The following is a 25,544-nucleotide window of genomic DNA, read 5'->3' on the forward strand; positions in this document are numbered from 1 at the left end:
CGAGCGGGCGCGCGTACGGGAGGCATATGGACGCGCGAGCGAGCGGGCGTACGGGAAGCGTACGGAGTTGCGCGGGCGGGCGTACGCAGGGGTGGTTCGAGGAGTTGGGTTGGCGTGTGGGCGTTACGGACGGCCTAGAATGCGTAACCGGGGACGCCCCTTCGCGAGGCGCCCCCGGTCGGCGGCCGGCGCGGACTAGTCCTGCCGCGTCAGCTCCCGACGACCGATCTCGTCCGGACGAACTCCGAGCACCATGTCGATCTCGGTGATGGTCAGCGGCCGCTCGGCGTCCGCCACCGCACTGAGCATCTCGGCGTACAGCTCGATCTCGTCCAGAGCGACACGGTCGTGGACGCGCAGATCAAGGTTCTGCTGGCGCACCGCGTCCACCTCCGTTCGTTCCCCACACCCAGGGTCGAGGCTACGCGTCCCGCCCCGCCGGGCACATGACCCAAGAGAGCCATTCGGGGACCACTCCACCTACTGGTCTTCCCGGGTGGCGCGCCATGATGCGCCCCGCTCGCCGGGATCACCCCCCGTACACCGTCGGCACTCCGCGCGACCGGGCAGCACACGACGGAGCGGCACGCGCCGGTTCGTGCGCCGGGACCGCACACCGAACTCCCGCACCGGGCGCGTGCGCTACGTCCGCGCGACGGGTGCGTGCGGCGGGCGCCAGGCCCACACGCCGGATGCGTGCGCCAGGTCCGCGCGCTAAGTCCGCTGAACGCCGCGGCGTGCCCGGGCACCAGGTCCGTGCGCCAGGTCCGTGCGCCGGAGCCGCGTGCCAGGTGCGGACGCCAAGTCCGCCGGACACCAGGCGTCGAGTTTGCGCGGCCGAGACCGCGCGGCCGGGACCATGCGCCGGGGCCGCACGGCGGGCCGGGTGCTGGGACCGAGCGCCGGGGCCGCACACCGACCTCCCGCGCCGGGGGCCTGCGCTACATCCGCGCGCCCGGTGCGTGCGGCGGGCGCCAGGCCCACGCGCCGGATGCGTGCGCCCGGTACGCGCGCTAAGTCCGCTGGACGCCGGGGCATGCCCCGGGCGCCCGGTCCGTGCGCTGGGATCGCGTGCCCGGTGCGCACGCTAAGTCCGCCGGGCGCCGGGCGCCGAGTCCGCGCGGCCGGGACCGTGCGCCGGGGCCGCGCAGCGGGCCGGGTGCTGGGACCGAGCGCCGGGTTCGCGCACCGGGTTCGCGCACCGGGTTCGCGCACCGGGTTCGCGCACCAAGACCGCGTGCCGGGTTCGCGCACCGACACCGCGCCCCGGGCTCACGCCCCGGGGCCGCGTACCGAGACCGCGCGCCAGGACCGAGCGCCGGGGGCGCGTGGTGGGGTGGGTGCTGGGGCGGGGCGGGTGGGGGCGCGGGGGTCAGGTGCCCTGGTGGAAGTCGCCGAGCATCTGTTCCAGGGGCGATTCGGGGAGGTCGCGGTCGGTGAGGCGGGCGACGGTCGCGGCGTTGACGTCGGCGCCCGCGAGCCGTGCCGCCTGCCGCGCCACGGTCTGCTCGAACAGCAGCCGCACCGTCCGGGCGTAGGCGAACGCCGGGTCGCCGCGCAGCCGTTCGAACCGCGACAGCAGTTCCACGCGCAGTTCCTCGTCCAGCATGTAGAGGTCGCGTTCGGCGTAGTTCTGGAAGAGCCGCACCAGGTCGCGGTCGCCCATCCCGGTGAACTCCAGCACCCGCCCGAACTCCCCGCGCAGCGCCGGGTTCCCCGCGAGGAAGCCCTCCATCTCCGCCGCCGGGCTCGAACAGACCACGACGAAACGCGCGCCGCGGCCGTTCATGTGGCGGCGCAGCTCGTCCACGACGGCGGGCGTGCGGTCCAGCCGGTACGCCTCCTGGATCAGCAGCACGCCGCCGTGCGCCTGCTCGACCATGCTCGCGACCCGGCTCTCGGTGTCGATCCGGTCGCGTCCGGCCAGGTGAACGGGGCGGCACGCCACCACGTGCCCCGATTCCAGGAGCCCGAGCGCCGCGTAGATCCCGCCGACGAGTCCGGCGACGGTCGTCTTCCCCGTGCCGGGCGGCCCCACGAACACCAGGTGGCGCGCGCCGTCGCCCGCCACCCCGTAGCGGGCGCGGTCGGCCTCCAGCGCCGCCTCGTCGGCGAGTTCGCGCACCGCCGCCTTCACCTCGTCCAGGCCCATGAGCTGGTCGAGTTGCCGCAGGTAGCCGCCGATGTCGCCGGGCGGGCGCAGCGCGGGCTCGATCCCTTCGGCGACGCCGGCGAGGTCGTCCGGCGTGAGAACGAGCCGGTCGCGGGACGCCCCGGCGCGCTCCAGGCTGCGCTGGCACGCCTGGTCGAGGTAGGTCTCGACCAGCCGCGCGTTGACGAGGTCGCCGGGGCCGCGGAGCCGTTCCAGATCGTCGCGCGCGGTCTCCAGCGCGGCGCCGCCGACCGTGACGCGCCGTTCGTCGGCGAGCAGGTGCAGCAGCGTCATGCGGTTGTCGAGGTCGGCGAGGTCCGGCATCCGGTGCACCCGGAACGCCTGGACGAGCTTCGGGTGGTCCTGGAGGAGCCGCTTGTAGGCGCGCGGCTCGCACGTCGCGATGAGCGGCGTGACGTTCGCCCGGTCTCGGCGGGCCCGCCGGACGGCCGCGGCGACCGCCACCGGGTCCTGCGCGCTCGTGATCGCGACGTCGAGCCGTTCGAACAGGATCGCCGGGCCGGTCTGCCGCAGGATCCCGGTGATCCTGTCGACGGGCGCGTCCCGGACGTCCTCGGCGTCGTGCGCGCGCAGCGCCCCGTCGCCGATGCCCGCGTCGGCGAGCGTCAGCGCGATCATCCGCGCCAGCCGCCGCTGCCCGGTGTGGGGGTGGCCGACCAGCAGCACCCCCGGCACGCCGGACGGCCGCGCGCCGTCCACCCTGGTCGCCTCGCCCGCGCCGTCCACGCGGGTGTCCTCGTTGCCGCCGGGCTCGTCTGCCGGGTCGTTCCACTCCTCGATCTGGGCGCGGAGCTCGTCGAGCAGCTCGCCCGCGTCATGCTGCCCGGAGACGAACCCGATGCCGAAGCGTTCCAGCGTCCGCCGGTCGCCGCGGTCCTGCGGGGGCGGGATCTCGTGAACGGGCCGTTCGGGTGAGGGGGTGTCGTCGAGGAAGTCGAAGTTGCCGACCATCGTCTCGGACATCACCCGCGTACCTGGGTGCTCGCCCTCATCCTCGTCCATCTCCATGTCGGCCATCCCCAGGACGCGCGTCCCAGGCGGACCGGGCGTCGCGGGCGGCCCCGGCGGCCCCGGCGTGGCGGGCGGGCCGGGCGGACCAGGCTGCCCCGGCGTTGCGGGGGGCGGTGGGACGGGCGATGGCGCGGGTGGATCCTCCATCCGGGTCGCGTAGGGGTCGATCTGCTGCGGGGACGGTCCGGGTCCGGGCTGCTGCGCAGGCGGTGGCGCGTGCTCGGGCGACGCGATCGGCGACGGCGGAACGCCCGCGCCAGGCGGAAGGCCATGCGCGGGAGGCGCGCCGGACGGCTGGTAGCCGAGCTGGGTGTACGGGGGCACGTACTCGTCGTCGTGCTCCTCTTCGGGCAGCGAAATCCCACTGGGCGGCTCGGACGCCCCAGGCGGCCCGCCGAACTGCGGCCCGCCCCCACCCGGCACAGCACCACCCGGCGCAGCACCGTGCGGCGGCGGAGGCTGGGGCGGCTGGGGTGGCTGGCCCGCGCTGGGGCCCGGCATCCCGAACGCGGCGCCTGCTGCCTGCGGCTCCGGCACTGGAGGTCCGGGCGGTCCGGATGGTCCGGGCGGCGTTCCATGCCCGTACGCCCCGGCGGGTACCGGAGGCTCGCCGTGAACGGGCGGCGGAGGCGGCGCTCCCATGGGGCTCGCCCCCGCAGCGGCCCCGACGGCGCCCATCGGACCGCCGTGCCCTGGCGACGGCGACGCCGCCCGCTGGAAACCGAGCTCGGTGTAGGGCGGAACGATGTTCTCGTCCTGCTCGTCGTCTGGCGCGGTGGACTCGCCGTGCTGCTGCTCGCCGCCCCCCGCGTACGGATCGGCCACTCCACCGGGTCCGCCACCGTAGGGCCCGCTCGCCTGAGCGGCAGCCCCATAAGGCCCTGCCGCACCAATTCTGTACGGATCGGCCGCGCCACCGGCCACGCCACCGGCCGCGCCGCCGTACGGGTCGGGCGCACCGGCACCGCCCGCGGCGCCGTACGGGGTGGGGTCGCCGGGAGTCGGGGATGGGGGCCGAAGTGGGGGTCGGGTGGGGCGAAGGCGGCCTGCTGGCCCTGGATGGGCGGGGACGGAGCGGGGCCGGGGGCGTCCTGGAGGCCCGGCTGGGCGGGCGGCTGGACGAACGGGCGGTCGGGCTGCGCGGGCGTACCGGGCGGCGGCACGGGCGGAGCGCCGGGGGCGATCCCCGGCTGGCTCTGCGACCCGGGCAAACCGGGCGAACCAGGCGTACCGAAGGGAGAGGGCGGGGCGGGCGGCTGGCCGAACGCGGCGTTGTACGCCCCGCCCGGGGTGGGAGTGCTCGTGGTGGCTCCGGCGGTGGCGCGGGTGCGCGCCGTTCCGATGATCCCGGCGATGATCGCGGTGGGCACGGGGAAGCCGCGCGGGCGCGCGGGCATGCCTCCGGCGAGGCGGCACCAGGCGAGGTCGAGCACGTACATGGCGGCGAGGAGCGACTCGGCGGACGCGCCGGATCCGGCGGCGGAACGGAGCGGTTCGGGGAGCCGCAGGGCGGACGGCCAGAGGTGCCGGAGCGGGTGGCCCTTCTGCTCGGACACCGCCTGCACCGTGTAGCGGATCTCGGGGTCGAGCCAGGGAACCACGCCGTTCGCGACGTCCTTGCGGACGACGTCGAGGTCGGCGGCGAGCATCGCGGCGGCGACGTGGCGCGGCTCGATGTAGGCGGGGTCGGACGGGTCGCCGGCGATGTCGGCGATGGCCTCGCTCAGCGTGTAGAAGGCGTGCCGGAAGTTGTCGCCGGGCGAGCTCTCGCTGCGCAGCGCGGGCACCAGGTGCGGCGGGCAGCGGGTCAGCCACTCCTGGACGAGGGCCTGGTCGCCGTACGGCAGCGCGCCGTAGTCGACGGTCGGATTGTTGAGGGTGGTGCCGAGGATGGCGAGCAGCGCGTCGGCGCGGATCTGGAACCGGACGTCCTCGCGCAGCGCGCTCGCGACCGCCCACATCGTCCGCAGCACCACGACGGCGGCGTCAACGCGTCCGGCGCGGAGCCGTTCGGAGTAGAGGCCGACGAGCGACTCCAGCGCGGGCGGCGTCAGCCAGCGCGGGCCGTCCACGTCGGGGAGGGGTTTGGCGCGGTACGGCTTCCAGAGGTCGAGCATCTGGGCGTCCAGGCGGGCGTCGAACGCGGGCGCGGACGCGCACCACAGCATCACGCCCCACGCGACGACCACGGTGGACGGCGTCTCGGGCGTGAACTGCGACCACCAGTGCGGGTACTCGGAGGCGGACAGCGTGGCGGCGGACTCGACGGTCGCGCGCACGCGCGAGGTCAGGTCGCCCGCGAGGCCGTGCCCGACGAACGGCAGCGCGGCGGGCGGGTCGTACGAGAAGTCGGGCCCGGCCGGGACGACGTGCGGCGGCAGCGCGGGGACCTGCGCGGCGCCCTGCTGCGCGGGCCGCGCGGCCATCCGGACGGCGGGCGAACGGGGCGGCGGGCACAGGTACCACTGGCCGTCGGACGGGTGCAGCCGGTACCAGCGGGCCCACGCGCCGAACAGCCACCAGGTGCCGTCGGGCAGGACGAGCATGCGCCCGCCGATGGCGTGCTGGCGCTGCTGCGGAGGCGCGGACGGCCACCACGCCGCCGCCACCATCGCCCTCGTGTCGCGCTCGGCCGCCGCGAACGGATCCTGCCCCATCTGGGGGCTGGGCGGCGGAGCACTGCCATAGCCCGGTCCCCACACCACGTGGTCATCGTAGTCAGCCGTCCGGGCCCCGGTCCGCCCGCAACGGGGCCGGAATGCCGTTTTGGCTGGTCACATAAGCCGCATTCCCCCTTGACGAGCACGCCGAGGAAGCACCCGAAGGACGAACCGGCGGGGCTCGGATCAGCTCCGTCCGACGCCCTGGCGGGAGCGGAAGGGCGGCGGGCGAGGTCCGGCCGACGCTCCCGGCGGCGGCGCGGGACCGGAGTCGACCCACGTGCGGCGGCGGAAAAGGAGCGGGGGTCAGGTCCAGTCGACGTCGCGGTGGCGGCGGGCCTTGTCGACGTACACCTGGGGCGTGTGCTCCAGGACGAGCCGGTCGTCGTCGGTGAGCTCGCGGACGACGCGTCCCGGCGTACCGGCGACCAGGACGCCTGAGGGAATCGTCTTGCCCGGCGGCACGAGCGCGCCCGCCGCGATCAGGGTGCCCGCGCCGATCCGCGCGCCGTTCAGGACGATCGCGCCGATCCCGATCAGCGAGCCGGTCTCGACGTGGGCGCCGTGCACCATGGCCTTGTGGCCGAGGCTGACCCGGTCCTCCAGCACGGCGGGCAGGCCGGGGTCGGCGTGCAGGCAGCTCAGGTCCTGGATGTTGCAGGCGTCGCCGACGACGATCTCCTCGTCGTCGCCGCGCAGCACCGAGCCGTACCAGACGCTCGACTCGCGGCCGAGCGTCACGCGCCCGACGACGACGGCGCCCGGCGCGACCCACGCCTCGGGATCGATCCGCGGCCGATGCTCGCCCAACGTTCCCACGTAGCTCATGCGGCCGATCGTAGAAGCCGTCCGGGCGCGGGCACGAGGGGACCCCATCCAAGCACCCTCGGCGCGCCTCCCGGACATAAGTGAAAGATTTACTAGGATTAGAGGCTTTGGCGATGCGGCGCGAGTGAAGAAACGGGAGCGAGAACGGTGTTCCGGTTGCGCGAATGGGGTGGACCGGACAAGAGTCGAAGCCGACGTTTCATAATCTGGCGCAACCGACCCTGACGGGGTGATCACCCCCGCCAACGACCCCCAAGGCACCATGAGCAACGAAGCAGAAATCCTTCCCAACCTCCTCCAAGAAGAGTCCTACGAGTTCGAGATCGTCATGCGCGGCTTCAACCGCCGCCAGGTCGAGGATTACATCGCCCGCACGCAGCAAAAGCACCGCGAACTGGAGGCCCGGCTCGCCCGCGCCCACGACGACGCGGAGCGGATCCGGCGCGAGATGGCCGAGGTGCGCGAGGCCCGCAAGCCGACCGGCGACGACCTGAGCGACCGGCTGCGGCAGATCATCAACCTGGCCGAGGACGAGGCCCAGGACAAGGTGGCCGAGGCCGAGGCCAAGGGCCAGCAGATCCGCAAGGACGCCGAGTCCGAGTCCAAGCGGATCGTGGACGACGCCCGCGCGCACGCCGAGCGCAACCTCGCGCAGGCGCAGGAGAAGGCCGACCAGGTCCTCGCGTCGGCGAAGAAGGAGTCCGAGAGCGTCCTGTCGGCCGCCAAGCAGGAGGCGGAGCAGACGGTGACGAGCGCGCGGCTGGAGGCCGAGCGCACCCTCACCGCTTCGGAACGCCGCGCCAGCGTCATCAACGAAGGCGCCACCCAGCGGCTGACGCAGCTCACCAAGAACCACACCCAGGCGCTCCAGCGCCTCACCGAGATCAACGACACCCTGCACCGGCTCCTGACGGCGGAGAACGAGGCGGGCCCGCTGGAGAAGATGGTGGAGGACGCCGTCCGGCAGGCTCCGCCCGCGCAGCGCAAGCAGCCCGCGCCCGGCGCCCAGCCGGGAACGCCGTCGCCGGCCGCGCCGTCCGCGGGCGCGCCGTCCGCGGGGTCGCCCAGCTCGTCGGCCGCGCCGGCCGCGGGCAAGCCGCCCGTACCGGCACCGGCCGCCGCCAAGCCCGCCCCCTCGGTGGTCAAGCCCGCTCCCCGGCGCCGAAGCCGGCCTCGCCGCTCCCGCAGACCGCCCCGACGATCAAGAAGCCCGAGCCGCCGGAACCGCCGGCCGCGGACGGCCCCGCCCCGGCGCCCCACGTTCCGCCGCAGGCCAAGCCCGTCCGCCCGCCGGTGGACGACGAGGGCCCCGGCCCGTCCGGTCCCGGCCCCGTCCCGCCGCAGCCCGGCCGGGGCCCCGGAGACCCAGCCTGAACCCTTCCCGGCACGACGTGCGCCCGCCCGCGGCTCGGCACCGCGGGCGGGCGCACGTTTTGTACGATCTTGGGATGAGCAAGAGGACCGTTACCCGTACGGACCGGCGCGGCGACCATCCGGGCACCGCGCGCCCGATCCGCCTCCTCGGCGACCCCGTCCTACGCACCGAGTGCGACCCGGTCCGGACGTTCGACGCCTCACTCGCCCGCCTCATCGACGACATGTTCGTCACCATGTACGAGCAGGACGGCGCGGGCGTCGCGGCCAACCAGGTCGGCGTCCCCCTGCGGGCGTTCGTCTACGACTGCAACGACGACCGAGGCCGCCGCCACGTCGGCCACGTGATCAACCCCGTCCTGGTGACCGCCGACGGCGAGACGCTCGTCGAACGCGAGGGCTGCCTGTCGGTCCCCGGCATGAACTTCGCCACACCCCGTTCGGCCCACGCCGTGGTGGAGGGCGTCGACATCAAGGGCAAACCGGTCCGCGTCGAGGGCACCGGCTACTTCGCCCGCTGCCTCCAGCACGAATGCGGCCACCTCGACGGCCACGTCTACATCGACGTCCTCTCAGGCGAAGCCCGCCGCGAAGCCATGCGAGCCATCCGCCGCCACCCCTGACCCGCCCCGAACCTGGCCCCCCGGAAGCCCCGGCGGCTCAACCGGGTCGGCGACTGGGCCGGGTTGGCGACTGGGCCGGGTTGGCGACTGGGCCGGTTCGGCCTCCCGCCCCGTTCGGCCTCTTGCCCCGTTCGGCGTCCCAACTCGTCCGGCGTATCGGGCCCCTCCGGCTGCTTGGGCCGTCTGGTGTCTTGCGCAGTGCGGCGACTCGACCCGTACGGCGGCTCGGCCCGTACGGCGGCTCGGCCCGTGGAGCAACCGGGCCCGGGTAACGGCCCGTTCCGTACGGCGGGGCGGGGGTTTTCGAGGAACGAGCTCGTTCGCGGGGGTGGTTCTTCGCCGCTTGCGGCGGGGGTTAGTCCCAGCGGGAGGAGCGTTGGCGTTTGACGTCTGAGCGGCGCTTCTTGTTCTGGAGGCGGCGTTCGTTGATGCCGCGCGGGATCTTCTTCGGGATCCGCTTCTTCGGGGGCGGCGCGAGCGCGTCCGACAGGAGCGCGGCCAGCCGGGCGCGTGCGGCGTCGCGGTTGCGTTGCTGGGAGCGGTATTCCTCGGCGCGGATCGTGAGGACGCCGCGGACGAGGCGCCCCTGGAGGCGTTCGAGCGCGCGGGCCTTCAGCGGCTCGGGGATCGACGGCGAGCCCGCCACGTCGAACGAGAGCTCGGCGGCCGTCGCGCTCGTGTTCACATGCTGCCCGCCCGGTCCCGAGGAACGGGAGAAGCGCCAGCCGAGCTCGGACTCCGGGACGGAGACCGAGCCGCGGACATGGATCTGGTCGGGCATGTCTCGATTATCCCCGCCCTCCGCCGATCATGTCGCCCCGTTTTCCCGCCCCGCGCGCGCCGGCACGGGCTGCCCGTACCACTCGACCGCCGCGCAAGTACTTACTTACACTGGGGGCATGACCGATGGACTGTTCCAGGACGGCGACCTCATCCGCGTCGTCAGCCGCGAGGGCGCGCTCATCGCGGCGGGCGGGGTCGCCTCCTTGCTCCAGACCGCCCACCCGAAGGTCGCGCAGGGCGTGTACGACCACAGCTACACCGCCGACGACCCGCTCCGGCGCCTGCGCAACACCATGGGCTGGTTGTACGCGGTGCAGTTCGGCACGCGGGAGGAGGCGGAACGGTTCAGCGCCCTGGTGCGCAAGGGGCACGAGAGTGTCACTGGGCCCGGCTACGAGGCCAACGACCCCGAACTCCAGGTGTGGGTCGCCTCCACGCTGTTCGCCGTGGCCGTGCAGTTCTACCAGCTCCTGTTCCGCCGCGAGTTCGACGAACGGGAGCTGGAGGAGTTCTACGGGCAGGCCAAGATCTACGCGACGATTCTCGGATGTCCCGAGGACCGGATGCCCGCGACGTACCCGGAGTTCCGCGAGTACTACGCGCACATGATCGGGACGATCCGGATCACTGACGCCTCGCGGGCCATCGCCGAGCAGGTCCTGAACCCGAAGCTGCCCGTGGGACCCGCCGCCGCGCCCGGCCTCGCGGCGATCCGGCTGCTCACCGCGGGACTGATGCCCGCCCCGATCCGCGAGCAGTACGGCTGGAAGTGGGACGCCGCCCGCGAACGGCGCTTCAAGCTCCTCGTCTCGACCCTCTCGATCGTCTATCCGAGGGTGCCCGTGCGCATCCGCACGCTGCCCCGCGAGTACTACCTGTTCACCACGCGCCGGATGCTCGCCAAGCTGGGCCCGCAGCGCCGCCCTACCATCTCAGTCAAGTCCACCGACCCCGCCGAGGCCCCCGAGAGCCCCGCCGCCTGACGCGCGCTCCGTCCGATCGGGCTGCTCTGGAGCGGCCGATCGAGGGCCACCGGGCGGGCCGCCGCGGGCTGACTGGACGGCGGCTACCGGACGGGTCGGCCGGACGGCGGCTACCGGACGGCGGCTACCGGACGGCGGCTGCTGGACGGGGGCTGCTTGACGAGGGCTGCTGGACGAGGGCTGCTGGACGAGGGCTGGCCGTGGAGGCTGCGGATGGGCCGTCCGGTCGGGACTGCCGGTCCGGTCGGTTGGGGCTAGGGCCTTGGGGTGGCTGTTCGGGTGATCCCGGTGGGGCGGGATGTCGCATGGCCGCGTGTCCCCGGGGGCCCAGGGGCACGCGGCCATGCTCTCCCATGCGCGGCCGTCGAGAGCCCGGCCCGGCTCCCGGCGACCGTTCACCGGGGCCGCCGCCCGTCCGCCCGCTCCCCCCAGAGCAAAGTCCGGACGACGGCCACCGGTGAGTTCTCGCGCGAACGGTCAGGTGGTGCCGTTCGCGAGGATCTGGGTGGCCACCTTCTTCGCCTCGTTCATCGGGATCGAGAAGCCGACGCCGATGTTGCCCGAGTTGCTGCCGGACGTCGCGATCGCGGTGTTGATCCCGATCACCTGGCCGGCGGAGTTGACGAGCGCGCCGCCGGAGTTGCCCGGGTTGATCGCCGCGTCCGTCTGGATCGCGTTCTTGATCACTGTGCTCTCCTGCCGGGAGAGCTGGCCGAGCCCCGGCGGCAGGTCCTGCCCGCCGCCGCCCCCGGAGTCGCCCTCCTTGATCTCGCGGCCGAGCGCGCTGACGATGCCGGACGTCACCGAGCCGTCCAGCCCGAGCGGGCTCCCGACGGCGAGCACCTCGTCTCCGACCGCGAGCGCGTCGCTGTTGCCGAGCGCGGCGGGCTTCAGACCGGACACGTTCTCGGCCTTGATCAGGGCGATGTCGCTCTTGGTGTCGGCGCCGAGGACGCGCGCCTGCGCCGTCCTGCCGTCCGCGAACTTCACCGCGACCTGCTCCGCGCCCGCCACCACGTGCGCGTTCGTCATGATCACGCCGTCCGAGCGCAGGACGACGCCCGAGCCACCGGAGCCGCCCGCGCCCGTGCGGGCCTGGATGGACACCACGCTCGGCTGGACGGCCTTGGCGACCTGCGCCGCCGTACCGCCCTTGCTGGCCGCGCCGGACACGGCGGTCGGCCCGGAGGCGACGGTGTCGTTGCTGGTCAGCGCCGTCGACACGGCCGCGCCGACCCCGCCTGCGGCGAGGGCGAGCGCGAGCGCGGCGCCTCCGGCGAGGAGCTTCTGCCGCAGATTCCAGGCGCGGCCACGGTTCGGGAACGGCGGGGGCGGCGGCGGACCGGCGGGCCCACCTCCGTACGGCCCCATGGGTCCCATCGGACCCATCGGTGACCCGAAAGGCGGCATGCCGGGCTCCCGCGCTCCGCCGGACGGCGCACCCATGGCCGGGCCGGCGGACGGCGCGTTCATGTGCGGTCCGGCCGAGGGGGCGTTCATGTGCGGCGCGGTGGGCGGCGTGCCCATCGGTGTTCCGGCGGAGGAGGTGTTCATGGGGGTTCCAGTGGACGGGGTGTTGGGCGGTTGTGGTCCGGGGGCGAAGCCGCGTCCGGGCGGCGGGCCTGCGGCGAACGTGTCGGGGGCCGCAGCGCCGAAAGCCGTTCCGCTGCCGTACGGTCCCGTCGCGGTGTCGCCTGGACCGGTGCGCTCGCGCGGCCCGGAGGGGCCGGCGACCCAGTGGTCGGCGGACTCGTCCGTCGCGGGAGCAACCTGCCACGCCCCAGCGGACGAAGCACCGGCGGCACCACCGGAGGCGTCCGCACCCCCGAATTCGAGAGTCTCGGACCGGCCGCTCTCGGACCCGTAAGCCTCAGGCTGGGAATCCTCTGAACGCGCTTCCCCGGGCCCGTACGCCTCAGCCCCGGAGGCTCCGGAGGGCTGGGAGCCGTACGCCTCGGGCCCGTACGGCTGGGAGGCGGATTGCTCGGAGCCGTACGCCGCCTCGGATTCAGCGTCCGTCGGCTCGTTGGTGCGGGCGCCTCCGGCGGGGATGCCGTCGGGGCGGTACGCGACGTCGGACCCTGGTGGCCCAGGCCCTGGCGGCCCTGGTGGGCCGTGCCCGGGTCGTCGGGTGGCGGAGCGAAGTTCGGCTGATCGGCGGTCATTGTGGTCCCCCTGTCGTTCACTCACCTACGAATATGGGCCCCTTGCCTGCAACCCCCCTGAGGCGTACCTGAAAGTCACCTGAATGAAGGCGAGGCACGAAAAAACCGTGGCCGGAGGGACCTGCGGCGGTTGATCCCCCCGGCCACGGTGCCTGGGACGTTGGCCAGGGCGCGCGCCCCCGGCTCCGCCTGCGGAGGACGGGGGGCGCCCTGTGCGACCTAGGTAAACCGACCTACCTGAACGCACCCTGAATCATCGCCCAAGCTTCGCGCAGTACCCGGAGACGACCGGGGCGGCCGGTGTCAGTCGGGGGCGAGCGGCAGGAGGACGCGGAAGACGGCGCCCTCGCCGGGGGTGGAGTCCACCTCGACGCGGCCCTCGTGGGCGGCGACGAGCGCGGCGACGATGGCGAGGCCGAGGCCCGTTCCGCCGTCCTCGCGGCTGCGGGACGCGTCGGCGCGGTAGAAGCGCTCGAAGACGCGTTCGGCCTGCTCGGGGGCCAGGCCGGGGCCCTGGTCGGCGACCTCGCAGACGGCCGCCTGCACGCCGTTCAGCGTGCCGGGCGAGAGCCTGACCTCGATCGGCGTGCCGTCGGGGGTGTACGCGACGGCGTTCGTCAGCAGGTTGCCGAGGACCTGGCGCAGGCGCGGTTCGTCCCCGAGCACCTGGTACGCGACGCCGCCCTCGACCGAGAGGTCCACCTGCCGGGACGGGGCGAGCACGCGGGTCTCCTGGACGGCGTCGGCGGCGACCGCGAGCAGGTCGACCGGGCGCCGTTCGATGGGGCGCTGCCGGTCCAGGCGGGCGAGCAGCAGCAGGTCCTCGACCAGCAGGCCCATGCGGGACGCGGTCTGCTCGATCCGCCCGATGAGCCGGTCCAGTTCCTCGGGCGTACGGGCCGCGCCCTGACGGTAGAACTCGGCGAACCCGCGGATGGCCGTGAGGGGCGTGCGCAGTTCGTGGCTCGCGTCCGCGACGAAGCGCCGCATCCGTTCCTCCGAACGTAGGGCCGTCTCCTCCGAACGTCGCGCGGTCGCCTCCGACTCCGCCCGCGCCCCGAACGCGGCTTCGATCTGCGCCAGCATCGCGTTGAGCGAACGCCCGAGCCGTCCCATCTCGGTGTTGACGTCGCCCTCGGGGACCCGCTGCGAGAGGTCGCCGGCGGCGATCGCCCCGGCGGTCCGCTCGATGTCCCGCAACGGCCGCAGGCTCGCCCGTACGACCCAGATCCCGAGGGCCGTCAGGACCGCGAGGACGGCCGCGCCGACGATCACGTCGATGACGACGAGGCGGCGGACGGTGCGTTCGATCTCGTCCATGCTGAGCCCGAGGACGAGCGTCCCGCCGCCCGGGATCGGCTCGACGAGGACCCGCCACGGCGAGCCCGACCCGCCGCTGCCCGACACCGTGAACGGCTCGTCCAGCCGGTCGGCCAGGTCGCCGGGCAGGCGCGGCCGTCCCGGCTCGCCCCACGCGCCGTTCTCGGAGACGACCTGCCCGTCGGGATTGCGGACCTGCCCGTACATCTCGCTCGGAACGCGGATGTAGAACCGCGTCTCGCCGTTCCGCATCTGCGTGATCACGGTCGGGATCGCGCGGGACACCGTGCTGCGAAGCTGATCGTCCGCGCGCCCCACCAGGTACTCGCGCAGAACGGACGAACCGGCGACGCTCATCACGGTCAGGCCGAGCGTGACCAGAACGAGCATCCCCGCGATCAGCTTGACCCGCAGCGGAACGCGTTCCCCCAGCCGCTCCGCCCGCCCCCGAGCCCCCCACGCCCAGGGCGCCCCTCGACCACCCCGCGAACTTTGAGGACCCCCCGGACCCGTTCCGTGAGGGCCACTTGGACCCGTTCCGTGAGGGCCGCCTGGACCCGTTCCGTGAGGGGCGCCTGAACCTGGGCCTTGCGGGCCGGCCGATCCTTGGCCGTAAGGACCGCCGGGCCCGGGTCCGTGAGGACCGACCGGGCCTGGCCCGTACGCACCGCCCGCTCCTAGGCCGTAAGGGCCGTCCACGCTTGTTGCATGAGGACCGCTTGGGCCTGCGCCGTGAGGGCCGCCCGGGGCCGCAGGACCGGCGACGCCCAGAGGACTACCGACGCCCGGATGCCCGGCGAGGACCGGGGAACCCGCAGGGCCCTGAGCGCCGCCGGACCCCGGAGGACTGGCGGACGCCGTCCCTGGCTGGTAACTGGGATAGGCGGTCGCTCCGAAGCTCTGGCCGTCCGCCTCCGAGCCGTGTGCCTCAGCCCGGCCCGTACCTCCGGCACTCCCGGACGACGGCGTTCCCGAAGAGGTCTCTAGGCCAGGCGGCGTCCAGGCCGCTCCTGCCCGGGCCTCCCCCGGAAGTTCGCCCGCATTCGGCTCACTCGCAGGCGTCGCCCAAGGCTGAACCGTTGCAGGCTCCACCGTGACCTTGCCCAGCCCCGGATCGCCCTCCGGTGACGTCCCAGGCTGGGCCGCCTCCGCCTCCCCTTCCGCCTCCGAGGCGATCTTGCTCGTGCTCGTCTCCGCCTCCGGCGGCGACTCAGGCTGGACAGCCTCCGGCGGGGTCCTGTCCGTGCTCGGGTCGTCTTCTGGCGGCGTCCAAGTTTGGGCCGTCGAGGCTTCCGGCCCCAGCTCCGGCTCCGGCTCCGGCTTTGGATTTGGCTGGGCCGTGCTCGCGTCCGGGTCGCCGTCCGACAACCGTTCCGCAGAACGGGCGGGTGGAGTGGGCCGCGGAAGCGGGCCTTCCGGAGGGTCTGAGCCGGGTGGGCCTGCGGGGCGGTCGGGTCGGGCGGTCATCAGCCCGTGTTCTGCGGCTCGCGGAGGACGTAGCCGACGCCGCGCAAGGTGTGGATCAGGCGTGGCTCGGCGTTGTCGACCTTGCGGCGCAGGGCCGAGACGTACGACTCGACGATGCCCGCGTCGCCGCGGAAGTCGTAGTTCCAGACGTGGTCGAGGATCTGCGCCTTGGACAGGACGCGGCCCGCGTTCGCCATGAAGTAGCGCAGGAGCTTGAACTCCGTCGGCGAGAGCTGGATCGTTCTGCCGCCGCGCCAGACCTCGTGGCTGTCCTCGTCCAGCTCGACGTCGGCGAAGACCATGCGGGGCGGCGGTTCGGCCTGGCCGCCCCGGAACCGCCGCAGCACCGCGCGGATGCGGGCGATGACCTCCTCCAGGCTGAACGGCTTGGTGACGTAGTCGTCACCGCCGATTGTCAGGCCCTTGATCCGGTCCTGTACCGCGTCGCGGGCCGTCAGGAACAGCACCGGCGTGTGGTCGCCGCCCGAACGCAGCCGCCGCGCGACGTCGAACCCGTCGATGTCGGGCAGCATCACGTCCAGGACGATCAGGTCGGGCCGGTGGCGCCGCGCCGCGGCGACGGCGTCGGCGCCGTTGGTCGCGGTCACCACCTCGAAACCGGTGAAGCGCAGGCTCCCGGCGAGCAGTTCAAGGATGTTGGGCTCGTCCTCGACGACGAGCAGCAGCGCCTCCGGCGCCCTGCCCCCACCGTTCGCCGTACGATCAGCCACAGACACGTTCCCCCTCCATCATCTTCGCAGAGGTTCCCACCCGAAGCTGAAGGCCACCTGAACGTTCGCCCAGGATTAGCCGAGCCTCGCGTCCTGCACCCCCGGGACGGCTTCCGTGGCGACGGCCAGGACGATCATGTCGAGTTCAGCGGCGAAGACCTGCTCGGACGTGACGGCACCGAGGAACGGCTCGGCCGCACGGAGGCCCGGCTCGACAGCGCAGAGGAACGGCTTGGCGGCGCGCAGCCGGAGCAGGACGTCGCGCTCCCCTGGCTGGAGAGGTCGTTGAAGACCAGGTAGTGCAGTACGGCGTCGCGTTCGTCCAGGCCCGCGTCGGCGAAGATGCCGAGGACGAGGGCGGGCCTTACGGGTCCGGAGGGAAGATGCCCTGGCCCGGGGTGAGGATCGCGTCGGGGTCAAAGCGTTCGCGGGCCGTTTTGAAGGCGGCCCATGCGGGGCCGTAGTGGGTGCGCCACTCCTCAGGCGTGGTGGGTATGGAGCCGACCGGGTACTGGTAGCCCCCGACGGCTCGGGCGCGCAGGTAGAGGGAACGGTTGGCCTCCACCATGGCCTGCGGGCTCTCGGCTCCGGCCGAGGCGGTTCTGAGCAGTGTGAAGAGGAAGACCGTCTCCTCGTCGGGCAGGCGCAGCAGGGGCAGTTGCAGGCGGGCGCGGGGGAACGGATAGAGCAGGACCACGCCGCTGGCGCCGACCTCGGTCTCGGTCAGATCCTTGATGGCGGCCTCGACGAAGGCGTCGGTACGGCTCGCGGGCAGGAACATGTTCCACCAGGGGTGCGGGCGGTACCACTCGCCTGTGGACTTCAGGTAGGCGACGCCCGTGGCGAGCCGGTTGAGGAACTCGAAGTAGGACATGTCGTTGATCTGCCGCTTGCCGGGCTCGTCGCTCAGGCCGCCGAGAAGGGTGGCGTCGTCGGGCGGGGTCGGGCCGTCGAAGAAGGCGACCGCTTCAAGCTGGTGAGTCCAGCCGGCGGAGTCGGTCGGCAGCCCGAGCTCTCCCTCCACGTAGGCGAAGCGGCCGTCGTCGACCACGCGCCGCTGGTCGGCGGTCAGCGCCGCGACGCTCGGATAGGAGAGCAGGTAGTGGCGGACCTTCGCGGGGGCGGGCAGCAGGCGAACGGTGGCCTTGGCGATGATGCCGCACTGTCCCCTTCCAGCCAGCACCGCGCGGAACAGGTCGGGGCGCAGCCGCGCGGAACACCTCCTCAGGGCGGCGTCCCCCGTGACGACCTCCAGCTCCACGACGCCGTCCACCTGGGCTCCGTGGTGGTGGGTCTGGCCGCCGATACCGCCCACCGCGAGCGTGCCGCCGACCGAGAGCTCCAGATAGTCGGTGAAGACCGGCGGGGTCAGGCCGCGGGCCAGGGTCGCCTGCGCCAAGCCGCTCCAGAGCGCGCCCGCCTCCACGACGGCCGTGTCCCCCCGCACCTCGACCGCGTTGAGCGGCGACATGTCGACGATCAGACCGCCCGCGACCTGGCCCTGACCGAACGTGGCGTGTCCCTGGCCGCGCGCGGCCACCTGCACGCCGTGCGTCCGGCAGTACTTCATCATCAGCATGATGTCCGACACGTCGCCGGGCTCCAGCACGGCCCCGGGGGTCCGATGGACCAGGTGCCCGAAGTCGTCGGCCGCCTCGCCGCGCGAGGCGGGATCGGTCACCACCCTGCCCTTCAGCGGCGGCAGGTCGTCCATCCCCTGAGACCGGGCGGCGTCGGTGACCCACGTGCGCGTCGACGGGTCGAAGCCGACCACGGCCGTTCCCGCCGCGAGGAACGCCTGTCTCCACGGTCGCCACGTCATACCCGATCCCTCCGGAGCGCGGTCACCTCGCGTCGATCATCGCCGACGGTACGCCCCACACGAAGCCGGATGACGGCCACAAAAGGGTTACCACGGGACTTTTGACCCAGAAGGGCTAGTCGCGGGGCAGACAAACATCATCCAGGCAGAACGGGCCGTTGAGTTCGCGCACACAGGACCGGTCGTCATGGCCCCCGCGGACCGCGGTCCGTGGCCCGCGGTCCGCGGTCCGCGGTACCGGCACCGGCCCAGGTCGCGGCCGTCCGGGATCGTCGCGACGGCTCGCGGTCAGCCGCGCCCGGACGATCGTCCCCTCCGCACCGGCCGCCCTCGCTCTCCCTGCCGCGCCTACCGTTCAGGAGCCGTCCTCCGCGCGGACAGGTCCCCGTAGCGCTCTGGCCGGTTCGCGCCACTTGTGAACGTCCCATTGGCGCGCCGCGTCACAGGAGCACCCACGCCTCCCGCCATGAACGACGGGAGCGCCATGTACCCACCACCCCCGGGCCGCCACCACGCCGGAAAGGCGTTCCCGTGCTCGCCGTCGTGCTGATCGCGATCGTCTGCCTGCTCGGCGGCTGCGTCGTCGGAGCCGGGCTGGGCGCCGCCGCGCCGAGCGAGAAGGCGGCGAGCAGTTCGTCACCGAAGCCGACCACGCCCGCCCCGGCCACGCCCGCCGCCCCGAGCAGTCCGGCCGCCCCGTCCAGCCCCGCGAAGGTGACCGGGGAGCCGACCCCCACGGCCCGGCCGTCCCGTACGCGCAAGGCCCGCCCGTCCACGCCGCGCCCCAGCAGGCCGAAGCCCCGCCGCACCAAGGCGGCCCCGAGAACGGACCCGCGCTACGGCACCTGCGCGGCCGCCAAACGAGCCGGTCACGGCCCTTACTACCGCGGTTCCGACCCCGAGTACGCCTGGTACATCGACCGGGACGGCGACGGGGTCGTCTGCGAGTAGCGGGAGCCGCGCGCCAGCGCGCAGGCAGATCGAGCGTCATCCGTTCTGGCCACGATCGCCAGCGGCCGGCGCGATGAGCGAAGCGGCGCGGGGCTGGGGGGTGATGGGCTTCGCCGCCATCGGTGCCTGGCTGACCGGCCTTGAGGGGCGGGCTAGTCGGTGGACTGGGGGAGGTCGGTCTTGGCGGTTTCGTAGTCGCCGGCGGGCGGGTTGTCGTCGCGGCGGTAGACCAGGTGGACGACGCCGGTGGTGAAGGTCTTGGAGGAGATGAGCTTCAGCGGAAGGGGCGTGTCGGCGTCCTCGAAGAGGCGCGTTCCCTTGCGGACGGCGATCGGGTGGACCATCAGGTGCAGCTCGTCGAGGAGGCCCGCCGCGAGGAGCGGGCGGACGACGGAGATCGAGCCGCTCATCCCGATGGAGGACGTGGACGGCTCGTTCTTCAACGCGGTCACGGCCTCGATGAGGTCGCCCTTGAGCTGTTCGGAGTTGCGCCAGGTGAAGTCGAGGTCCTGGTTCGACACCACGATCTTGCGGGCGTCGCCGAGTTTCTTGGCGAAGTCGGCGTCCTCGGCGCCGGCCTTCTCGCGGTCCGGCCACGCGCCCGCGAAGCTGTCGTAGGTCTTGCGGCCGAGCAGGAGGGTGTCGGCCGAACCCAGCTGGGCGTCGACGGCCTCGCCCATCTCCTCGTTGAAGTACGGGAAATGCCAGTCCTGCGGGTCCTCGACGACTCCGTCGATCGAGATGAACAGACCTGCCGTGATCTTCCGCATGCTGGTGCTCCTCGGGCATCGCGATGAATCGTTCTCGCTGGGTTCGACCGGCGCCGCCGCCGGAACTCATCGGTCCCCGCCCGGAATCCTTCCCGCCCGTACGCCGCGTCAGGTGCGCCAGGCGAAGGCTTTGGCGGTGCCGGAGGTGATCTTGGCCGTGCCGGCGCCGTAGTGGATGACCTGGAAGCGGACGCGGCTGCCGTCGCCGACCGACGCGGCGGGCAGGGCGTAGTGCAGGAAGGTCGCGCCGCTGCTGGCGAGGTACTCGGCGATCGGGCCGCCCTCGACGGCGCCGGACTCCTCGGCGCGCTCGATCGCGCGGGCCTGGATCTCGGTGCCGGGAGCGAGCCCCTCGATGCGGACGTCGCAGGACAGCGAGTAGCGGGCGGGGCCGACGATCAGGGACGAGCCGCCCTTGTCCCAGTGGTGGTGGGCGGCGTCGGCGTACTCCTTGCCCCAGTCGACGGTGACCCAGGTGCTCGGCGGGAGGTCCTGGGTCCCGGTCGTTCCCACGCTGACGTAGTCGGGCATGTCGTCCTCCTGGTCGGTGTCGGCGGGCATCCCGGCCCGTACCCACGCGTACAGCTGGTCGCCGGGGCAACTGGTGGCGTAGACGTCGCGGTGCCCGAGCTTGCGGAGCGAACGGCCGGCGCGGCGTCCGGCCTCGTCGTACAGCCGGCGGATCGCGTTCTTGGCGGCCGGGGTGGCGTCGCCGTCCTGGCCGATCATGCAGACGCCGATGCCGCTGGTGTTGTGGTCGGGGGCGTGCGCGCCGACGACCAGCCAGCCGCGGCCCTCGTAGATCCGGCCGTGGACGTCGACGAGGAAGTTGTAGCCGATGTCGGCCCAGCCCCGGGTGTCCATGTGGAACGCCTGGATGGACCGCACCGACTGGTCCGTCGGGCCCTCGGAGTAGTGCACGACGTACTCGGTCCGGCTGGACCAGTCCGTCGTGGAACGCGAGCGCGGAGCGCGGGCGCCCCACTCCGCGCGGCTGATGATGTCCATCCCAGCCTCCCTTGGTGTGATCCGGCGCGACGTCCATGATCGACCCCTTGGACGGGTTCATGGCAAATGACCGGAAGAGGCTGGACATTGTTGCGCCTCCGCCCCCGCGGCGTCGAGGCGACGCCCCGCTCCACCGGGAACGACGCCGATCGCCAACGGGCGCCGCTGCTCAGCGGAGCTCGCCGGTGATGATCCACAGATGGCCGAACGGGTCGCGGAGGCGGCCGGAGCGCTTGCCGTACGGACGGTTCTCGATCGGCACGACCACCTCGGCGCCGTGAGCGGTCATGCGTGCCCCGACCGCGTCGGGATCATCGACCTCGATCTCCATCAGGACCGGCGAACCGCCGAGATCCTCCGGCGACGTCCACCCCCATGCCGCGACGGCCGGCGAGACCCGGAACGACCAGTCCCCGATGCGGTGATCCACAACGGTCGGCCGCCCGTCGTCGCCCGGCGCGCGAAACACCTCCTCTGCGGAGAGAACCTGCTGGTAGAACGCCGAAGCGCCGTCCGGATCGGACACGATCAGACGAGGAGACAAGCGTGCGTTGAAGGCCATGCCCCCATCCTGGAACCGAAGGGCGGCCACGGTCTTGAACGATTGGGAACGCCCCGGCCGTCCACGCGGCGAGCGCGCGTGATCCTGCTACGGACGGGCGCGGGCCGCCTGGCGCGGCGGACGTGTCGGACGTGTCGGGCCTTCCGTTCGCAGCCACTCGGTGAGGGTGCATCCGGCCATGGCCCGCCACTCCCGGGCCAGGTGCGCCTGGTCCGCGAAACCCGACGTGTTCGCGATCGCCGCCAGATCGAGCCGTCCGGCCAGGGACGCGGCGACGACCCGGCCCCGGGCCCTCTCGAACCGGACGAGCCGCTGGTACTGCTTCGGCGTCACCCCGAACTCCGAGCGGACCGCACCGCTCAGGTGTCGCCGGGAGCAGCCGAGCGTCCGGGCCGCGTCCTGTACGCGGTCGTTCGTGGACAGGGCCGACAGCGCAGCCGCCAGAGGACGGCGGTCGGCGCGCTCGCCGTGCCGGTCCAACCCGGCGAGCAGGACGCGTTCGAGCAGTTCGCGACGTTGCGGCCAGGACCGGCAGGCGGCGAGCCGTTCGGGCAGCTCCGCCATCGCCGGGACGAGATCGGTCAGGTCGGCGGCGTGCCCGGCCAGCGCCGCCGCCGGGACACCCAGCAGCGCCCTGGCTCCGAGCGGGCTCAGCGTCAGGTACACCCCGCGCGTGCAGCCCGCCTGCCTCAGCTCGGCGGCGTCCAGATGGAGACCCGCCACCACGGCCCGGAGCCGTTCACCCGGGCCGCGCCGCCCGACCCATCCGATCTCCAGCGGGTCCCGCTCGGGGATCGTGATCGTCACCGCGGACGAGGGCAGCCCGCGATGCACGCCGCCCGGCCCGAGATCGTAGGCGTGCAGCGACATCACGAACGGCGCCAGAGCGGCGGACACGTGATCGGCGGCGACACTCACCCGTCCACCGTACGGCCTTGACCAGCACGTCCGGACGCCTCCGCCTCCCGCACCGTGCCCGGCCGCGCCCGGACGGCCGGAGGACGCGAGGGCGCGAGGACGCGAGGACGCGAGGACGCGGGGACGCGAGGGCGCGAGGGCGCGACGCCCCCGTCCGCCGGAGACATCGCCGAACACCGGTGAACGGACCGCTCGCGCTCGCGGGGCCGCCGGGGCCCGGGTCCGGGCGGGGAGGACGGTCGCCCGGACCGGGCCTGCTCGCGGGGCGCGGCAGCGGGGCTTAGGAGAAGTACTCCAGGAAGGGGGTCTTCTTCTGGGGCTGGGTGGCGGTGCCGGCGCCGGCGATGCCGGTGGTGCCGGGACGCCAGTCGAGGTCGCCGATCTGGACGGTCCCGGTGCGGGCGGGGCCGTTCAGGGTCGTCCACGCCTTGCCGTTGTAGTGCATGTACTGCGACCTGGTCCCGCTGGTGATCGGCAGCATGACCACGCCGCCCTTGCCGTCGGACGACAGGCCGATGCCCGCGGCGTTCAGCGGGGTCGGGACCGTGGTCCAGGTCTTGCCGTTGTAGTGCACGAGGGCGTTGGCGATCTGGGCGTTCTGCCGGACCCTGACCACGTAGACGTTGGTCGGCGAGTTCGCCACGATGCGGTGCAGGACGCCCTGGTAGGCGGGGACGCCCATCGCGCCGGGCAGGTCGAGCCGCTTCCACGACCTGCCGTCGTAGTGCATGGCGATGCCCGTCACGCTGACGCCGTTGGACGTGGTGCCGGCGAGCCACACGTCCGACTTCGACTTGACGTCCACGGCGGTGATGCTGGACGACGGGGGCAGCGGGACCTTCGCGTCGGTCCACGCGCTGCCCGTCCAGCGCAGCACGGCGCTCGGCCCGCCGGCGGACGAGTCGATGCCCGCGACGGAGTAGGCGGTGCCGTCGGCGCCCGCGGCCACCTGGGTCGGGAGGCCGACGAGCGGGTAGCTCACCTTGGCCCACTTGGAGCCGTTCCAGTACAGGCCGAGCGGGCCGGTCCAGCCGTAGCCGACGATCCAGGCGCGCTTGGCGCTCGCGGCGGCGACGTCGGTCGGGGTGAAGCCGACCGGGCTCGTCTGCGCGGTCCACGCCTTGCCGTCCCAACGGGCGATGGTGGCCTTGGGGCTGAAGAACGAGCCGCTGGAGCCGACCGCCCAGCCCGCGCCCTTCGCGGCGAAGTCGACCCGGTCGAGGCTGCCGTTGTAGTTCAGGGCCGGGCTGCCGATGTTGCGCCAGCCGGCCGCCTCGGCGGGCGCGGCCGCCAGGACGAGGCCGGCACCGCAGGTGAGGGCCGTAGCCGCCGCCAGCACCGCGTTCCTTCTCATGAGCACTCCCAAGATCATCGCAAGACGCCCCAAAAGAGTACGGGAATGCTTACTCGTGGGTAAGAGGGGCGTGCCGGACGGCCGGATCAGGACGCGGACGCCCGTTGACTTGCGACGGAGCACCGGTTACCGACCGCCCCCGGCCCGCGACCCCCCGCCACACGAAACCCACCGGCCACACGGGAACGCCCGTCGCACGCGGCCCACCACACGGGAACGCCCCGTCGCACGGGAACGCCCGTCGCACGCGACCCCACCACACGGAAACGCCCGGAGAGCGAGGTCTCCGGGCGTTCCAGTGTCGATCCCGTTACGGGGTGGCGCTCCTCGGGCCGCTGTGGGCTACTCGCCCTTCCAGACCGGCTTGCGCTTCTCGGCGAACGCGGCGGGGCCCTCCTGGGCGTCCTTGGAGGTGAAGACGGGCAGGGTGATCTCGCCCTGCTTCTTCCACGCCTCCTCGGTCGTCCAGTCCGGCGACTCCACGATGATCTTCTTGGTGGCCGCGAGCGCCAGCGGGGCGTTCTCGGCGACCTTGAGGGCCAGTTCCTTCGCCGCGGCGAGGGCGCCGCCGGGCTCGGCGAGCCGGTTGACGAAGCCGAGCTCGGCCATCCGCTCCGCCGGGAACTTGTCGCCGGTGAGGGCGATCTCCATGGCGATGTGGAACGGGATCCGCTGCGGCAGGCGCAGCAGGCCGCCGCCCGCCGCGACCAGGCCGCGCTTCGGCTCGGGCAGGCCGAACAGGGCCTCCCGGGACGCCACGACCATGTCGCAGGACAGCGCGACCTCGCAGCCGCCCGCCAGGGCGTAGCCCTCGATCGCCGCGATCAGCGGCTTGGCGGACGGGCGCTCCACGATCCCGGCGAAGCCGCGGCCCTCGATGATCGGGTTGTCCCCGGTCAGGAAGCCCTTGAGGTCCATCCCCGCGCAGAACGTGCCGCCGGCGCCGGTGAGGATGCCGATCGACAGGTCCTTGCGGGAGTCCAGCTCGTCGAGCGCCGCCGCGATCCCCTTGGCCACCGCGCTGTTGACGGCGTTCCTCGCCTCGGGGCGGTTGATCGTGATGGTGAGGACGGCGCCGTCTTCTTCAGTGAGAACAGCCTCGGTCATTCAGTGCCTCACTTCGGCTGGAAGCGGATGCCGCCGTCGAAACGGATGGTCTCGCCGTTCATGTAGTCGTTCTCGATCAGGGACTTCACCAGGTGGGCGAACTCCGACGCCTTGCCCATGCGCTTCGGGAACGGCACCGGCGCGGCGAGCTTCGCCTTGAACGCGTCGGCGGCCTCGCCCTCGCCGTAGATGGGGGTGTCGATGATGCCCGGGCAGATGGTGTTGACCCGGACGCCGATCGCGGCGAGGTCGCGGGCGGCCGGCAGGGTCATGCCGACGATGCCGCCCTTGGAGGCGGAGTAGGCGACCTGCCCGGTCTGCCCCTCCAGGGCCGCGACGGACGCGGTGTTGATGACGACGCCGCGGGCGCCGTCGGCGTCGGCGGGCTCGGTCTTGGAGATCGCCGCCGCGCCGATCCGCATCAGGTTGAAGGTGCCGATGAGGTTGACCCGGATGACCGTCTCGAACTGGCCGAGGTCGTGCGGGGTGCCGTCGCGGCCGACCGTACGGGACGCCCAGCCGATGCCCGCGCTGTTGACGACGACGCGCAGCGGGGCGCCGGTGTCCACGGCCGCCTGCACGGCCGCCTGCACCTGCGCCTCGTCGGAGACGTCGGTCTTGACGAAGACGCCGCCGACCTCCTCCGCGAGCGCCTTGCCCTTGTCCTCGTTCAGGTCGGCGACGACCACCTTGGCGCCGTCGGCGGCGAGCGCGCGGACGGTGGCCTCACCGAGACCGCTCGCACCACCGGAAACGACGGCGGATACTCCGTTCAGGTCCATAAGCAGCACCTTACCGTGAGGGACCGAATGTGATTCGGGGCCGATGTTACCCATCGGTTATTGGACACTCTGCCAACACCTGGGGCACCAGCGGAAGAGTGAAGTTACCCACAGGTCACACTACGGTGGATGTTTCTCCACACTCCCCCCGG

At 73.1% G+C, this 25,544-nt stretch carries 20 protein-coding genes; 3 read left to right on the forward strand and 17 right to left on the reverse strand.

What is annotated here, in order from left to right; all coding sequences use genetic code 11:
- Positions 1–195 precede the first annotated feature (195 nt).
- From GEV43_RS11150 to GEV43_RS11170, 5 genes are all read right to left on the reverse strand, one after another.
- Complete coding sequence (locus GEV43_RS11150) at positions 196–381, reverse strand: hypothetical protein (protein WP_160820624.1); 186 nt, start codon at positions 379–381, stop codon at positions 196–198.
- 991 nt (positions 382–1,372) lie between these two features.
- Complete coding sequence (locus tag GEV43_RS11155; protein WP_160820625.1) at positions 1,373–3,175, reverse strand: AAA family ATPase; 1,803 nt, start codon at positions 3,173–3,175, stop codon at positions 1,373–1,375.
- Positions 3,136–5,841: a hypothetical protein gene (locus GEV43_RS11160; protein WP_160820626.1), complete on the reverse strand. Its 2,706-nt coding sequence runs from the start codon at positions 5,839–5,841 to the stop codon at positions 3,136–3,138. Before GEV43_RS11160 ends, GEV43_RS11155 begins: the two co-directional genes overlap by 40 nt.
- A gap of 309 nt (positions 5,842–6,150) precedes the next feature.
- Positions 6,151–6,672, reverse strand: a complete 522-nt coding sequence (locus tag GEV43_RS11165; protein WP_160820627.1) for a gamma carbonic anhydrase family protein — start codon at positions 6,670–6,672, stop codon at positions 6,151–6,153.
- A 199-nt stretch (positions 6,673–6,871) separates the two neighbouring features.
- Positions 6,872–7,573, reverse strand: a complete 702-nt coding sequence (locus GEV43_RS11170) for a hypothetical protein (protein ID WP_160820628.1) — start codon at positions 7,571–7,573, stop codon at positions 6,872–6,874.
- 547 nt (positions 7,574–8,120) lie between these two features.
- On the opposite strand from GEV43_RS11170, the gene def reads away from it, so the two are divergent.
- The gene (gene def, locus GEV43_RS11175) at positions 8,121–8,669 is read left to right on the forward strand and encodes a peptide deformylase (protein WP_160820629.1); all 549 of its coding nucleotides are present in this window, start codon (positions 8,121–8,123) and stop codon (positions 8,667–8,669) included.
- Between the two features lie 355 nt (positions 8,670–9,024).
- Here def and arfB read toward each other — a convergent pair whose 3' ends face one another.
- Positions 9,025–9,450: an alternative ribosome rescue aminoacyl-tRNA hydrolase ArfB gene (gene arfB, locus GEV43_RS11180; protein ID WP_160820630.1), complete on the reverse strand. Its 426-nt coding sequence runs from the start codon at positions 9,448–9,450 to the stop codon at positions 9,025–9,027.
- A 118-nt stretch (positions 9,451–9,568) separates the two neighbouring features.
- Between arfB and GEV43_RS11185 the strand changes: the two genes are divergently transcribed.
- The gene (locus GEV43_RS11185; protein ID WP_160820631.1) at positions 9,569–10,435 is read left to right on the forward strand and encodes an oxygenase MpaB family protein; all 867 of its coding nucleotides are present in this window, start codon (positions 9,569–9,571) and stop codon (positions 10,433–10,435) included.
- Positions 10,436–10,912: 477 nt separating this feature from the next.
- Here GEV43_RS11185 and GEV43_RS11190 read toward each other — a convergent pair whose 3' ends face one another.
- From GEV43_RS11190 to GEV43_RS11205, 4 genes are all read right to left on the reverse strand, one after another.
- Positions 10,913–11,806: a S1C family serine protease gene (locus GEV43_RS11190; RefSeq protein ID WP_241682860.1), complete on the reverse strand. Its 894-nt coding sequence runs from the start codon at positions 11,804–11,806 to the stop codon at positions 10,913–10,915.
- Positions 11,807–12,903: 1,097 nt separating this feature from the next.
- Positions 12,904–14,310, reverse strand: a complete 1,407-nt coding sequence (locus GEV43_RS11195) for a cell wall metabolism sensor histidine kinase WalK (protein WP_160820632.1) — start codon at positions 14,308–14,310, stop codon at positions 12,904–12,906.
- 1,076 nt (positions 14,311–15,386) lie between these two features.
- A complete protein-coding gene (locus GEV43_RS11200; protein ID WP_160824460.1) occupies positions 15,387–16,118 on the reverse strand; it encodes a response regulator transcription factor in 732 nt (243 codons plus the stop codon).
- A 364-nt stretch (positions 16,119–16,482) separates the two neighbouring features.
- The gene (locus GEV43_RS11205; RefSeq protein WP_160820633.1) at positions 16,483–17,940 is read right to left on the reverse strand and encodes an FAD-binding protein; all 1,458 of its coding nucleotides are present in this window, start codon (positions 17,938–17,940) and stop codon (positions 16,483–16,485) included.
- A gap of 531 nt (positions 17,941–18,471) precedes the next feature.
- On the opposite strand from GEV43_RS11205, the gene GEV43_RS11210 reads away from it, so the two are divergent.
- On the forward strand, positions 18,472–18,891 hold the full coding sequence (locus GEV43_RS11210) for an excalibur calcium-binding domain-containing protein (protein ID WP_160820634.1): 420 nt from the start codon (positions 18,472–18,474) through the stop codon (positions 18,889–18,891).
- Positions 18,892–19,043: 152 nt separating this feature from the next.
- Here the strand turns inward: GEV43_RS11210 and GEV43_RS11215 are convergent, their stop codons facing one another.
- The 7 genes from GEV43_RS11215 to GEV43_RS11245 form a co-directional block, all read right to left on the reverse strand.
- A complete protein-coding gene (locus tag GEV43_RS11215; protein ID WP_160820635.1) occupies positions 19,044–19,661 on the reverse strand; it encodes a dihydrofolate reductase family protein in 618 nt (205 codons plus the stop codon).
- A gap of 108 nt (positions 19,662–19,769) precedes the next feature.
- Complete coding sequence (locus tag GEV43_RS54780) at positions 19,770–20,669, reverse strand: N-acetylmuramoyl-L-alanine amidase (protein ID WP_160820636.1); 900 nt, start codon at positions 20,667–20,669, stop codon at positions 19,770–19,772.
- 169 nt (positions 20,670–20,838) lie between these two features.
- Positions 20,839–21,231 carry a VOC family protein gene (locus GEV43_RS11225; protein ID WP_160820637.1) on the reverse strand — a complete coding sequence of 131 codons (393 nt, stop codon included), beginning with the start codon at positions 21,229–21,231 and terminating at the stop codon, positions 20,839–20,841.
- Positions 21,232–21,318: 87 nt separating this feature from the next.
- On the reverse strand, positions 21,319–22,149 hold the full coding sequence (locus GEV43_RS11230; RefSeq protein WP_309239589.1) for an AraC family transcriptional regulator: 831 nt from the start codon (positions 22,147–22,149) through the stop codon (positions 21,319–21,321).
- A 280-nt stretch (positions 22,150–22,429) separates the two neighbouring features.
- Positions 22,430–23,503, reverse strand: a complete 1,074-nt coding sequence (locus GEV43_RS11235) for a hypothetical protein (RefSeq protein WP_160820638.1) — start codon at positions 23,501–23,503, stop codon at positions 22,430–22,432.
- Between the two features lie 342 nt (positions 23,504–23,845).
- Positions 23,846–24,610, reverse strand: a complete 765-nt coding sequence (locus tag GEV43_RS11240; protein ID WP_160820639.1) for a crotonase/enoyl-CoA hydratase family protein — start codon at positions 24,608–24,610, stop codon at positions 23,846–23,848.
- A gap of 8 nt (positions 24,611–24,618) precedes the next feature.
- Positions 24,619–25,392, reverse strand: a complete 774-nt coding sequence (locus GEV43_RS11245; protein ID WP_160820640.1) for an SDR family oxidoreductase — start codon at positions 25,390–25,392, stop codon at positions 24,619–24,621.
- Positions 25,393–25,544 lie beyond the last annotated feature (152 nt).

Source organism: Actinomadura sp. J1-007, assembly GCF_009793335.1.
GTDB classification, from domain to species: Bacteria; Actinomycetota; Actinomycetes; order Streptosporangiales; family Streptosporangiaceae; genus Spirillospora; species Spirillospora yumaensis.

What these genes read in the sequence shown, in the direction of transcription:
- GEV43_RS11195 (WP_160820632.1), bottom strand. Translation starts at nt 14,310, where the DNA reads ATGCTCGTTCTGGTCACGCTCGGCCTGACCGTGATGAGCGTCGCCGGT.
- GEV43_RS54780 (WP_160820636.1), bottom strand. Translation starts at nt 20,669, where the DNA reads ATGGACATCATCAGCCGCGCGGAGTGGGGCGCCCGCGCTCCGCGCTCG.
- arfB (WP_160820630.1), bottom strand. Translation starts at nt 9,450, where the DNA reads ATGCCCGACCAGATCCATGTCCGCGGCTCGGTCTCCGTCCCGGAGTCC.
- GEV43_RS11235 (WP_160820638.1), bottom strand. Translation starts at nt 23,503, where the DNA reads ATGAGAAGGAACGCGGTGCTGGCGGCGGCTACGGCCCTCACCTGCGGT.
- GEV43_RS11205 (WP_160820633.1), bottom strand. Translation starts at nt 17,940, where the DNA reads ATGACGTGGCGACCGTGGAGACAGGCGTTCCTCGCGGCGGGAACGGCC.
- GEV43_RS11245 (WP_160820640.1), bottom strand. Translation starts at nt 25,392, where the DNA reads ATGGACCTGAACGGAGTATCCGCCGTCGTTTCCGGTGGTGCGAGCGGT.
- GEV43_RS11215 (WP_160820635.1), bottom strand. Translation starts at nt 19,661, where the DNA reads ATGCGGAAGATCACGGCAGGTCTGTTCATCTCGATCGACGGAGTCGTC.
- def (WP_160820629.1), top strand. Translation starts at nt 8,121, where the DNA reads ATGAGCAAGAGGACCGTTACCCGTACGGACCGGCGCGGCGACCATCCG.
- GEV43_RS11240 (WP_160820639.1), bottom strand. Translation starts at nt 24,610, where the DNA reads ATGACCGAGGCTGTTCTCACTGAAGAAGACGGCGCCGTCCTCACCATC.
- GEV43_RS11225 (WP_160820637.1), bottom strand. Translation starts at nt 21,231, where the DNA reads ATGGCCTTCAACGCACGCTTGTCTCCTCGTCTGATCGTGTCCGATCCG.
- GEV43_RS11165 (WP_160820627.1), bottom strand. Translation starts at nt 6,672, where the DNA reads ATGAGCTACGTGGGAACGTTGGGCGAGCATCGGCCGCGGATCGATCCC.
- GEV43_RS11160 (WP_160820626.1), bottom strand. Translation starts at nt 5,841, where the DNA reads ATGGGGCAGGATCCGTTCGCGGCGGCCGAGCGCGACACGAGGGCGATG.
- GEV43_RS11190 (WP_241682860.1), bottom strand. Translation starts at nt 11,806, where the DNA reads ATGGGGCCGTACGGAGGTGGGCCCGCCGGTCCGCCGCCGCCCCCGCCG.
- GEV43_RS11155 (WP_160820625.1), bottom strand. Translation starts at nt 3,175, where the DNA reads ATGGACGAGGATGAGGGCGAGCACCCAGGTACGCGGGTGATGTCCGAG.
- GEV43_RS11185 (WP_160820631.1), top strand. Translation starts at nt 9,569, where the DNA reads ATGACCGATGGACTGTTCCAGGACGGCGACCTCATCCGCGTCGTCAGC.